Origin of the sequence: Flavobacterium pallidum (genome assembly GCF_003097535.1) — a bacterium.
GTDB classification, from domain to species: domain Bacteria; phylum Bacteroidota; class Bacteroidia; order Flavobacteriales; family Flavobacteriaceae; genus Flavobacterium; species Flavobacterium pallidum.
In genome coordinates this window covers 2,086,006-2,098,733 of record NZ_CP029187.1, presented here as the reverse complement: position 1 = coordinate 2,098,733, position 12,728 = coordinate 2,086,006, and the positions used below count along the sequence as shown (strand labels likewise).

The following is a 12,728-nucleotide window of genomic DNA, read 5'->3' as shown; positions in this document are numbered from 1 at the left end:
ATAAAAAACTCCCGCCAAGTGACGGGAGTTTTTCTTTATAAGCCAATCTGGTTTAATACATCGCTTTTTTAGTGACTGTTGAACCGTCTTCATCGGTAATCTGTACTACAAGCAACTGGTTTTTCGCATTGAGGTTGTCCAATACTGTTTCGGCAGATTTAATATTGTCTCTTGCTATCAAAAGCCTTCCACTGGTATCAAATACTTTTATGGATTCCATGTTAAGGATGCCGGTATTTATCGCAAGATGGGCCTCCTTAGTATAAATCACAATGGTATTTTCATTAAGCACCGGATCGATTGAAAGTGGCGCGCTTTGGTAAACCAATTGGAAACGGCTTGTAAAATCCCCTGCATTGGAAGCAAACTCATAATCCGATTCTTTAATATTCACAGTCGCTCCGGTAAGATTATCATGGATAAAAATATCCTGGTTCCCTTCGAAAAGTCCGTCAACATGATCAATACTGATCTTAAATGTACCCGGCTCCTGAGTCCTGAATCCTAAAGCAACGACATCATTATCAGCAAAAGGCAATCCCCTTCCCTGGATTACATAATCGTTATTGTCGATAGCGCTGTAAATGCGTGCCCCTTCTGAAGCCATCATCCTTCCGTCATATCTCAGATCGATACCATTTGTCGCACCGGCAACATAACCTACAAGCATTTGGTTTAGGAATGACTCCGAATTATCATTAATGAGATTCAGCCAGATCCTGTTTTTTTCCACCGAAGCGGCATTTCTGAAAAACTGATCATTATTGTCAGGAATGCGCATGGTGTTCAGGAAATTAACATTGGTTGCGGCATTCGTCTGTACTATAAAACCCTGTCCGGTCTGGATGGCACCATTAGGACTGTCGCTTTGCGGTGTTGTAGATGAAGGTGCTACCTGCCCTGTCGAATTGTATGTGGCATAATTATCTCCTGCGCCCGCTGCCTGGTTCGTATGCGTCCAAAAGTAAATCGTGCCGATAGAATCATTTTCGTCAAGGAAAGCATCAGCACTGATGGTTGATGGATATGGATTTCCGATCATATTGTACCCCTGGTTGTTATTGGTAACCGGAATGGAATAGCTTCCGGAATTTGGCACGCCGATAAATTCACCATTAAATGTCTGGGTGGTCATTGGAAAATCATCCGGAGCGCGAAGCATATAACTTTTTGCACCAGCAAAGTCGGTTGTGGAAGGGTCTACAGCTACGAACGAATTGGTCGTTTCATTCAATTCATAGAAGCGGTTGGTCAGCGTATTTGGCGAAAAATCCAGAAGATTCTGGCCCGCAACCGGAGACGACCAATACACATAATCCTGACGACGCATAGCTGCATTCCTGTACACAGTTGCATTTCCTGAATTGACATTTACAACGCCAAGCTGCAACAGGTTAGCGTTATTTTCAATCACAAAATCGGCTGCTGTCAGCGTATTGGTAACCTGGTTCACTACAGTGATATTGGTCCCTGAATTAATTGTAACGCTTCCGCCGGTATTGATTGTCAGGCTTTTTGCGGTAAAGACACCATCTGTTGCAGTATCAAAAGGACCTTCGATAACAGCATTAAGAGATGCCGTTGGAGTACCATCTGACCATACGGAACCATTCCATGTAGTTTCTGCAATCGTGGACACACTGATTGTATTTGAATTTCCCGAAACGCTATTGGCATCCACAGCCCTGACCCTGTAATAATAAGGCGTTTCAGGATTCAGCCCGGTAACAGTATAAGACGTATTGTTACCCACATTCTGATCCTGGATGATGTAGGTAGCACTTCCGATGGTTTGTCCTGCATTCAACGCACCTTTAGTATTGGTATTTACCGCTGCCCAAGTAAAGCTGCTGTAAGAAGTACCGGAACCGGTAAGTCCAAGGCTGGCTGTTGCCAAAGTGGTATTTGATTCGCTAAGTGCAGGATTGATTTCTGTGGAAACGATCCCATTGGCCGGCCCATTGGTAGCAGTAAAACTTCCTTCGTAAGAAATGAACTGGATCAATCCCGATGCATCTGATAATGCCATACCATCCGGTGCGCCATTTTGGAAGGTTTCTACAGGAAAAGTATAAGAATAAATCGTATAAAGCGCATTGCTTTCGCCAGCCGTCATCTGTGCCAAAGTTACCGTACTGTAAGAAGCGCCTCCCGAGCCATTGTAAAATGTCAATGTAAAACCGGTTCCTGCATAAGTTGTCGGGATAATCACTTCAACGAATTCATTCACATCCGAACCGATATTGTCATAATGGAATTCATTGATCCATGGTACAGCACCGATAGAGGCAAAAGGTGTCGAGCTCACGTCAAGGCGGTAGCTTGTCGCCCCGCTGACCGGCTGCCAGTTCGCTGTAAATTCCGTATTCTTGATATTCGAAGCTGTAATGGCAACAGGTGCTTCCAATATCCCTGTTCCAGAAACAGCTACTGTAGGCGGCGTGCCGTCACCACCTCCACTGAAAGTGATATTCCCCGATTTTCCACCGGAAGACTGTGGTGCAAATCGTACATATACTGCTGTTGCAGGAAGTGTTGCGCTGCTGTAAGCAATGGTAGTGGACGCACCCCAGGCCATATTATCATTCGACACCTGGAAATCTGCATTCGGTGCATTCACAGTGATGTTTCCGGGTGCGCCTGTGAGATTGGTTCCCGAAAGGTTGAATGTCTGGCTGCCAGAAAACGTACCCACACTGTGTGTCCCGAATGTCAATGAGTTCGAGCTTGTACTTAAATCCGGAACTGTGGCATTGGTCCAGGAAAGTACAAAATCATCGATACCATAAGTATCCCTTGTCCCGGTTCCGCCTGAAGCCGTCAGCGCCACGACCCTTATCAATACGTTTCCTGAAATATTATCGAGTGCCGTCCCGAAGTTGTAGCTTCCGGTAGTGCTGCCAAATGCAGCCGGATCAGTGTAAGTACCCAGATTGGTCCATACCACACCTATTCCATCTGTAGCATACTGCACGGTCCAGGTGGTGCTTCTTGACTGTACGCTGAGCATCTGGTGCTTTAAGGTCAGTGTAAATGCGGTCCTGTTTTGCGTGTTGGCCAATGCCAGTTCAAAAGCTGCACCAGGATCACCAAAACTACCGCTTTGCTTGACGCCTAAGGCCCTGTCTGAAGAAGCATTTTGCGCTGTGGCATTGCTTCCTGTAACAAGCCCTTCTGATGAAGCCAGGTTTTTAAAGCCGCTTCCGGTATCTGCCCATGTATTGGCAGTGGTTGTAAAGGTCTGGGCTGTGCCCCTTGTGGCTGCAGTAGCAGTAGCCCGTACGGTCCATCCTGCTGGAAGTGCCGTGCCGATGCCGTCAAAAGTTTCATTGTAACTGCTTCCCGAAAGGGTGAGCTGTGCCGTCGATTGGGTACTGAAACCCATGATTGCAATGCCTAAGATTATGACACGCAATACCTTGCTGAAGAGTAGTCTTTTTTCCATAATAGCTTTTATTTTTGGGCTAAATTAGAGTGCAACTACATCCTTTTTTTACACCATTATTTCAAACTGTTACAAGATTTTAAAATTTGTCAATGCGCTGCAACGGTTGATTAAGGAACAAAAAAAAAACGCTCCGTTACCGAAGCGTTTCTATATCAATAAATGTAAAATTTATATCTTAAACCTCTTCCTGTCATTCTCATTCAGGTAGATCTTGCGAAGACGTATCGATTTCGGCGTTACCTCTACATATTCATCTTTCTGGATGTATTCCAAAGCTTCTTCTAACGTAAACTTAATTGCAGGAACGATCTTATTCTTATCATCGGCACCTGCTGAACGGAAGTTCGTCAACTGCTTGGTTTTGGTAATATTGATAGACATATCATCACCACGTGAGTTTTCACCTACAACCTGTCCTTCGTAAATATCTTCATTGGGATCAACAAAAAATTTACCACGATCCTGTAATTTATTGATAGAGTAAGGAATAGCCTTGCCATTCTCCATAGAAATCAATGAACCATTGATCCGCCCCGAGATTTCTCCTTTATACGGTTCGTATCCAATGAAGCGGTGTGCCATGATTGCCTCTCCCGCTGTGGCCGTCAACAACTGGTTTCTCAGTCCGATGATACCACGCGATGGGATGTTGAACTTGATGATCATACGCTCACCTTTGCCTTCCATAGAAAGCATCTCACCTTTACGTACTGAAACAAACTCTACTGCTCTTCCAGAAACGTTTTCCGGTAAATCGATGGTCAATTCTTCAATCGGCTCACATTTTACGCCGTCAATTTCCTTGATGATAACCTGAGGCTGCCCGATCTGCATTTCGTACCCTTCCCTCCTCATCGTTTCGATAAGGACTGACAAGTGCAATACGCCCCGCCCGAATACCATGAATTTATCTGCTGAATCCGTTTCGCTTACGCGAAGCGCCAGATTTTTTTCCAGTTCCTTCGCCAAACGATCCTTAATGTGTCGTGAAGTAACGAATTTACCTTCTTTTCCAAAGAAAGGGGAATCGTTGATCGTAAACAACATACTCATAGTAGGTTCGTCGATTGCAATGGTATCCAATGCTTCCGGATTATCAAAATCAGCAATCGTATCACCGATTTCAAATCCTTCAACCCCGACAATGGCACAAATGTCACCAGCAATAACTTCAGCTACTTTCTTACGTCCAAGTCCTTCGAAAGTGTGAAGTTCCTTGATCCTTGACTTTATAACTTTTCCGTCTCTTTTTACTAATGAGATGGGCAGATTTTCTTTTAAGACCCCTCTTTCTAAACGTCCGATAGCAATACGGCCCGTAAATGAAGAGAAATCCAAGGACGTAATCAACATCTGTGGTGTTCCTTCAGAAACTTTTGGCGCAGGAACATTTGCAACCACCATGTCCAATAATGGCTCGATGTTATCGGTCTGGTTCCTCCAGTCGTCAGACATCCAGTTATTTTTTGCTGAGCCATAGACGGTTGGGAAATCAAGCTGCCATTCTTCAGCACCCAATTCAAACATCAGGTCGAATACTTTTTCGTGCACTTCTTCCGGAGTACAGTTTTCCTTGTCCACTTTATTGATTACAACGCAAGGCTTCAAACCAAGGTCGATCGCTTTCTGCAATACGAAACGTGTTTGTGGCATCGGGCCTTCAAACGCATCGACCAAAAGGCAAACGCCATCGGCCATGTTCAGTACGCGCTCCACTTCCCCACCGAAATCGGCGTGGCCCGGCGTATCGATAATGTTGATTTTTGTTCCTTTATATACTACAGAAACATTCTTAGAGGTAATGGTAATTCCGCGTTCACGCTCTAAGTCGTTGTTGTCGAGGATCAAATCGCCGGTATTCTCATTTTCACGGAAAAGTTGGCAATGGTACATGATTTTATCAACCAAAGTAGTCTTACCGTGGTCAACGTGGGCAATAATTGCAATGTTTCTGATAGATTCCATCTGTATTTTTTAATGGGTGCAAAGGTACACTTTATTTCGGGATAAAAAAGGAATGGTGGTTATTAGAAAGTTAAGGAGTGGATTTGATTCAGGCTACAGGGTTCAGAGGCCAAGAAAAACCAAATAAATACTGACAAAATTTCGCTCTTCTTCGCCCTGTACCCTGAACCTTTAAACACTACCGGTTTTTTTACAAACATCACAACGATAACATTATTTTGTTATATTTGGTGTAATGAAAAATAAAACCGATAAAATAACCTACATTTTTATTTTCATTGCGATTATTTTGGCGTTTTCAAGCCTGACATTACTCGAAGGGCGATATCCGTCAGAAGACTTCCTTTATTTCCATATTTTACGGGATTTCATTTTCATTTCGATATGCATCGTGGTGGTTCGTTATTTCATATTAAAGAATGACCGCGCAAACAGGCAAAACCTAGAAAAACTAAAAAACAACAACCTAGAAATCCGAGAATCGAAAGAGCGCTACGATATTGTCGCCAAAGCCACCAGCGACACCATCTGGGACTGGAAAATACAGGAAAATGAATTCACATGGAACAAGGGAATCCAGGGCGTTTACGGCTACAAAAGAGACGAAGTAGGAAACAATTCCAAATGGTGGTTTGACCGCATCCATCCTGAGGACAGCATCCGGATGTCTGTGAAACTATACGCATTCCTGGAACAGAAGACACAGAAATGGCAGGACGAATACCGTTTCAAATGCCGCGACGGTTCTTACAAATATGTGCTGGACAGGGGATTTTTGGTATTCAATGAAAAAGGCACCCCGATCCGTATGATTGGGGCAATGCAGGACATTACCAAACAAAAGAAGGAAGAGCAAAGGCTCAGGCTGCTCGAAACCGTGATTACCAATACCAAAGATGCGGTAGTCATTACAGATGCGGACAATTCATTGCTGGACATTCCCTCCATTGTTTTCGTAAACCAGGCATTTACGAATATGTCCGGTTATGATTACGATGATGTTATCGGGAAATCACCCTTGATTTTCTTTGGCACAAAAACGGACCCTGTGGAAGTGGAACGGCTCACGCATTGCATCTCGCTGAAGAAAGAATGCGAAACGGAAATCATTTGTTACAAAAAAAACGGTGACGAATATTGGGTGCGGTTTTCGATGGTTCCGGTTTTCAATTCAGAAAAAGAACATACACACTGGATTTCGATCCAGCGTGACGTTACCGAACGGAAACAGCAGGAAAAAGAACGCGAGCAGCTCATCAATGAACTCACACAAAACAATAAGGATTTAAGGCAATTCTCATACATCACTTCACATAACCTCCGGGCGCCATTATCCAACCTTATCGGGCTGCTGCAATTGCTTGAAGAAATTCCGCTTGAAAATGAAGAGCTGCAGCAGATTATGGAAGGTTTTTCAAAATCCACTTACCTTCTTAATGAAACCATTTCTGATTTGGGCAAAGTGGTGATCATACGCGACAATCCGTCTATTGAAAAGCAGCATATCCCTATCCGCGAGTCGATTGAGAATGTGATGGACCAGATCAATATCATGATCACGGCCAACAACCTTAATGTAGATTATGACATTACAGCTACTGATGTCTATTCAAATAAATCCTATTTTGAAAGCATCATGCTGAACCTGCTTACCAATGCCATCAAATACAAATCGGAAAGCCGTGCGCTCCGCATCCATATTTCAGTAACCGAAGACGCAGATTATACCATTTTGCGTTTTAGCGACAATGGCATTGGCATCAACCTTGAGAAATTCAGGGATAAGGTTTTCGGGCTTTACCAGCGCTTCCACAATTATCCGGACAGTAAAGGCCTCGGGCTTTATCTCGTGAAGTCGCAGATAGAAAGTATGGGTGGCGAAATCAGCATTGAGAGCAAGGTAGACGAAGGCACCACTTTTGTAATAAAATTCAGGAAAGAACTATAAAATGCTCCACAAAGTAATCTGTATTGACGACGACCCCATCGCATTACTGCTTTCAAAAATGGTAATCGCAAGAGCCAATTTTGCCACCAATGTAATCGCATTATCCAACGGCGAAGAAGCCATTGCTTATCTAAAGAATGAACAGGATAAACCCCACGAAATGGAAGATTTGCTCATCCTGCTGGATTTAAACATGCCCGTAATGGATGGCTGGGAATTCCTGGAGCAATTCGATCAGAACCTCTATAATTACTACAAGAATACCAAAATCATTTTACTTTCCTCATCCGTCGACCCGAACGACATAAGGAAAGCAAAGAATTTCCAGATGGTTTTAGATTTCCTTCCAAAGCCGCTTACTAAAGAGAAACTGGAAAATATCATCACAAAATTCAGCGCATAAAAAAAGGTTCCTGGAAGGAACCTTTAGTATATCTTGAAATTGTAAAGATTACAATTTAGCTACTTGTCTTGTCAATTTTGATTTCAGATTGGAAGCTTTGTTATCGTGGATGATATTTTTCTTAGCCAATTTGTCAATCATTGAAATCACGGCAGATAACTTTGAAGAAGCTTCGTTTTTATCAGTAGCCATCCTAAGCGCTTTGATAGCATTACGCGTAGTTTTGTGCTGGTACCTGTTTAACACCCTTTTCTTTTCGTTACTTCTGATTCTCTTTAAAGCTGACTTATGATTTGCCATTTTCTTTTAATTTAATTGTAATTGATAAAAAATACTAGTTAAAAAAGAAAAACCTCCCACAATTAAAATGTAATCACTTTGGTTTTAACTAATAAAATAAAAATCGAGACACTGACCTTTATCTTATAAAACTAATTTACAACTAATTTGTAGTCCGTAGGGGAATCGAACCCCTGTTACCAGGATGAAAACCTGGCGTCCTAACCCCTAGACGAACGGACCATTATTCCTCTGGTTCAGATATTCAATATTGGATTGAACTTTTGTAGCCCGTGGGGGAATCGAACCCCCCTTACCAGGATGAAAACCTGGCGTCCTAACCGATAGACGAACGGGCCTGCTTCTGTAATGCGGATGCAAAAATACAACTATTTTTTATTCGCGCAATAGCTTCAGCTTATTTTTTTAATTTTTTTTAAAACTTTAAAAATAACGGTTGTTAATACGCTTTCGCAAACAATACCCTGCCTTCTGAAGGCTTGCCTGTCAGTACGCAAACACCGCTTTCCGCTACCCTGTCCAACGCGATGCAGCGGATCGTCGCTTTTGTCATTTCCTTGATTTTTTCTTCGGTTTCCGGTGTCCCGTCCCAATGGGCAGAGATAAAACCGCCTTTGTTTTCAAGCACGTCCTTAAACTCATCAAAGTTTTCTACTTTGGTAATATGTGAATTCCTGTAATCAAGGGCTTTGTTGAAAAGGCTTTGCTGTATGGTTTCCAGCAGGTCATTCACATAAGTCACAATGCCGTCTTTCTGTACGACTTCTTTCGTCAATGTGTCCCTTCTTGCCACTTCAAAAGTCCCATTCTCCAAATCCTTCGGACCGATCGCGATGCGAACCGGAACACCTTTCAATTCCCATTCGGCAAATTTAAAGCCTGGTTTTTGTGTCGTACGATCATCAAACTTCACTGAAACCCTTAATTTCCTGAATTGCGATACCAAGGTTTGAGCCGCTTCTGAAACTGCCGCAAATTCCTCATCTGACTTATATATAGGTACAATAACCACTTGTATAGGCGCGAGGTTTGGGGGCAACACCAGGCCGTTATCGTCAGAATGCGTCATGACTAGCGCACCCATCAGTCTTGTGGAAACACCCCATGACGTTCCCCAGACATGCTCGAGTTTTCCTTCATGATTTGCAAATTTTACATCAAATGCTTTTGCGAAATTCTGCCCAAGGAAATGTGAGGTTCCAGCCTGTAAAGCTTTCCCATCCTGCATCAGGGCTTCGATACAATAGGTTTCTTCAGCGCCGGCAAAACGTTCGGTTTCTGTCTTAAGGCCTTTGATGACAGGAATTCCCATGAAATTCTCCGCGAAATCCGCATACACATTCATCATTTTTTCCGATTCTTCAATCGCTTCACTTCTTGTAGCGTGCGCTGTATGCCCTTCCTGCCAAAGGAATTCGGCTGTCCTTAAAAACAAACGCGTCCTCATTTCCCAACGCACCACATTCGCCCACTGGTTAATCAGTAACGGCAAATCACGGTGGGATTGAATCCATTTTTTATACGTAGACCAGATGATGGCCTCGCTCGTAGGGCGGACAATCAATTCTTCTTCAAGTTTGGCGTTCGGGTCGACCATCAGTTTTCCCGGTTTGTCCGGATCGTTCTTTAAGCGGTAGTGCGTGACGATAGCACACTCTTTTGCGAAGCCTTCGGCGTTTTTTTCCTCCGCTTCGAACATGCTTTTTGGCACAAATAGCGGAAAATAAGCATTTTGGTGGCCCGTTTCCTTAAACATCCTGTCGAGCTCTGCCTGCATTTTTTCCCATATTGCATACCCGTAGGGCTTGATCACCATACAGCCTTTAACCCCTGAATTCTCAGCAAGGTCGGCCTTTACCACCAGTTCATTATACCATTTCGAATAATCTTCTTCCCTTGTTGTGAGATTCTTGCTCATATGCAATAAATTGAGATAAAACAGGTTTAACTTTATTTAACTAAAAAGTTTCGCAAAACTAATTATTTTTGTATTGTCCAACAATAAAAAAGCTACAGACTATGAAAACTTATTATGCTCACTTAAGATCGCTCCGCGCCTGGTCCGTTATGGGACTGATCGCAGCGCTGACCGCTTCCTGCGGATCATACCAGAATACGTCCTATTATGACCATGATGGGGTTTACGGTGCCGCGGGCAGCGATGTCCGAACAAAGGAAACCGCTTCAAATCCTAATAATCAGGCCTATAAAGACTATTTTGACGAAAAGCAACAATCTTCGGAAGTTTTTACTGATGTTGATAATTACTCCTCAGTGGCAGACACCACCAATAATTCCTACCGCTATGCCAGCGACAACGCCGGTTGGGGTAGTAATGAAAATGTCGTAATCAATGTTTATGACAACGGCTATGGTTGGAACAACTGGTACGGCCCAAGCCTGGGATGGGGATGGTATGGCCCGGGATGGAACTGGAACATCGGCTGGGGATGGAATTCCTGGTACGGACCAAGCTGGGGTTATTATTCCGGCTGGGGATGGGGAGGTGGTTATTACCCATATTATGGTGGTTACTATGGCGGCGGTTACTACGGAAATTATTACGGGCACCATCACCATTATGGTAATTATGCCTATGGCTTAGGCAGAAGGGGTTCTGGGACTAATTATGGCATCAATTCCGGAAGAAGGAATAACGGTTATGCCGCTATAGGAAGATCCGGAACGCGTAATTACGGAAGAAGCGAAATAAATAATAGCGGCAGGAGATCTGTAACGAGTTATTCAACCCGCAATTCCGGGACCAGGAACACAAACTACTCCACTTCTACCTCAACACCAACAAGAAGCAACAGTACTTATACTCCGACGAGAAGTTCATCATCATCTTCAGGATCAAGGTCCTACACCCCAAGTTCATCAGGCGGAAGCCGTTCTTCTGGCGGAAGCTATGGTGGAAGCGGCGGCGGCGGCAGAAGCGGCGGTGGCGGCGGTGGAAGAAGGGGCTAATCAAGATAATATAAATACCTGTGTTCAGCATAGGTATTTTTTTGACCAAAAATTTAATCATCAATATGAAAAAGTATTTATCAATTTTATTTTTAGGACTTGCAGCCAATGGCCTGCAGGCACAGGACATGACAGATGCACTCCGGTATGCGCAGGACAATCTGAACGGGACAGCAAGGTTTCGTGCGATGGGCGGGGCTTTCGGGGCTTTAGGAGGCGATTTCTCTTCACTGAATGTAAATCCGGCAGGTTCGGCGGTATTTACCAACAACCAGGCTGCATTGACGTTAAGTAGTATCAACACTACGAACCGTTCGAATTATTTTGGAGAAAAATACAAAGAAAACGACAATACTTTTGACTTAAACCAGGTCGGCGGTGTATGGGTTTTTACAGAGCAGAGTGAAAAAAGCGGATGGAACAAGCTGGCACTCGGCTTGAATTATGAAAATGAAAACCTATTTGACAATTCCATTTTTTACAGGGGCCACAACAACAATTCCGTAGCGGATTATTTTTTAAGTTATGCGAATGGCATCCCGGTTGCGACCATTCAAAACAATGATTTCCGGGATCTTAATTATGCCGAACAGCAGGCTTACCTGGGTTTTGAAGGGTATGCCATCAATCCCGTGGGAGCCAACAGCTACGAATCGGCGATTACAGGTGCCAATAACTTTTACCAGGAGAATACCATAACCAGTACGGGTTACAACGGAAAGCTGTCTTTTAACGCTGCAGTATCATATAAGGACAAATATTATTTCGGATTGAATCTGAATTCCCATTTCACGGATTACACCAGGCATACGAGTTTTTACGAAGATTATCTTGATTCCCCTGGCCACGACAACGGAAATGGCTTACAGGCATCGCGGTTCAGTAATGACCTGACTACCTATGGTTCCGGATTTTCATTCCAGTTGGGTGGTATCGCCAAACTCAATAATGAAATCCGCGTAGGATTATCATATACATCACCGACCTGGTACAGCCTTAAAGATGAGTTGCTGCAAACGTTTGCAGTAAGCACGGTCAATACCAGTCCGCGTGAGGGAGATTTTTATGCCGATCCGGACATCAAATTCATTTATCCAACTTATAAATTGCAGACACCTGGAAGTTATACCGGAAGTTTCGCTTATGTATTCGGGAAACAGGGATTGATCAGCATTGATTATTCAATGAAAGATTATTCAAAGACCAGGTTGAAACCTAAAAGCGATCCCACTTTCGCTACAGCCAACGCCCAAATAAATGATTTGCTCGATACCTCAGGAGAATTGCGTGTTGGCGGCGAATACCGTATCAAAAAATGGAGTTTGAGGGGCGGTTACCGCTTTGAGCAGAGTCCGTATAAAAATGACGAGATCGTGAGCGACCTTAATGCGTATTCCGCCGGTCTGGGCTACAGTTTCGGAGACACAAAGGTTGATATTTCTTACACCAAAGCCAGAAGGGACTACCAGCAATCCTCGTTCTCACAGGGCATGACTGACTCAGCGACCATTAATCAAAGGAACCACAATGTAAGTGTTACAGTGATTTTTGAGTTGTAGTGAACAAGTTGAAAGTCGACAGACAGAAAAAATAATTAAATCCGTTTCATGATTGGGACGGATTTTTTTTTAGCCCGGATAGAGCCGGTATCCTTTTTGGGGATTGACTGAAGCGCAGCGGAAGGCTATCCTAAA

General features: G+C 43.5%; 8 protein-coding genes and 2 tRNA genes. 4 read left to right on the top strand and 6 right to left on the bottom strand.

The window, feature by feature from the left end:
- Nucleotides 1–52: 52 nt before the first annotated feature.
- The gene (locus tag HYN49_RS08565) at nucleotides 53–3,445 is read right to left on the bottom strand and encodes a T9SS sorting signal type C domain-containing protein (protein WP_146185075.1); all 3,393 of its coding nucleotides are present in this window, start codon (nucleotides 3,443–3,445) and stop codon (nucleotides 53–55) included.
- 171 nt (nucleotides 3,446–3,616) lie between these two features.
- Nucleotides 3,617–5,413 carry a translational GTPase TypA gene (typA, locus tag HYN49_RS08560; protein ID WP_108903726.1) on the bottom strand — a complete coding sequence of 599 codons (1,797 nt, stop codon included), beginning with the start codon at nucleotides 5,411–5,413 and terminating at the stop codon, nucleotides 3,617–3,619.
- A 235-nt stretch (nucleotides 5,414–5,648) separates the two neighbouring features.
- Here typA and HYN49_RS08555 point away from each other — a divergent pair, with 235 nt between their 5' ends.
- The gene (locus HYN49_RS08555) at nucleotides 5,649–7,361 is read left to right on the top strand and encodes a PAS domain-containing sensor histidine kinase (RefSeq protein WP_108903725.1); all 1,713 of its coding nucleotides are present in this window, start codon (nucleotides 5,649–5,651) and stop codon (nucleotides 7,359–7,361) included.
- A gap of 1 nt (nucleotide 7,362) precedes the next feature.
- Nucleotides 7,363–7,764: a response regulator gene (locus HYN49_RS08550; protein ID WP_108903724.1), complete on the top strand. Its 402-nt coding sequence runs from the start codon at nucleotides 7,363–7,365 to the stop codon at nucleotides 7,762–7,764.
- 48 nt (nucleotides 7,765–7,812) lie between these two features.
- Here the strand turns inward: HYN49_RS08550 and rpsT are convergent, their stop codons facing one another.
- The 4 genes from rpsT to proS all read right to left on the bottom strand — a co-directional run bounded on the left by rpsT (nucleotide 7,813) and on the right by proS (nucleotide 9,982).
- The gene (gene rpsT / locus HYN49_RS08545) at nucleotides 7,813–8,064 is read right to left on the bottom strand and encodes a 30S ribosomal protein S20 (protein WP_108903723.1); all 252 of its coding nucleotides are present in this window, start codon (nucleotides 8,062–8,064) and stop codon (nucleotides 7,813–7,815) included.
- Between the two features lie 150 nt (nucleotides 8,065–8,214).
- A tRNA-Glu gene (locus tag HYN49_RS08540) sits at nucleotides 8,215–8,286 on the bottom strand.
- A gap of 44 nt (nucleotides 8,287–8,330) precedes the next feature.
- Nucleotides 8,331–8,402 (bottom strand) — tRNA-Glu (locus tag HYN49_RS08535).
- A gap of 101 nt (nucleotides 8,403–8,503) precedes the next feature.
- Complete coding sequence (proS, locus tag HYN49_RS08530) at nucleotides 8,504–9,982, bottom strand: proline--tRNA ligase (protein ID WP_108903722.1); 1,479 nt, start codon at nucleotides 9,980–9,982, stop codon at nucleotides 8,504–8,506.
- A 101-nt stretch (nucleotides 9,983–10,083) separates the two neighbouring features.
- Here proS and HYN49_RS08525 point away from each other — a divergent pair, with 101 nt between their 5' ends.
- Complete coding sequence (locus tag HYN49_RS08525) at nucleotides 10,084–11,034, top strand: hypothetical protein (RefSeq protein ID WP_108903721.1); 951 nt, start codon at nucleotides 10,084–10,086, stop codon at nucleotides 11,032–11,034.
- 65 nt (nucleotides 11,035–11,099) lie between these two features.
- Entirely contained in the window at nucleotides 11,100–12,593 is a 1,494-nt protein-coding gene (locus HYN49_RS08520; RefSeq protein ID WP_108903720.1) for an OmpP1/FadL family transporter, read from the top strand.
- Nucleotides 12,594–12,728 lie beyond the last annotated feature (135 nt).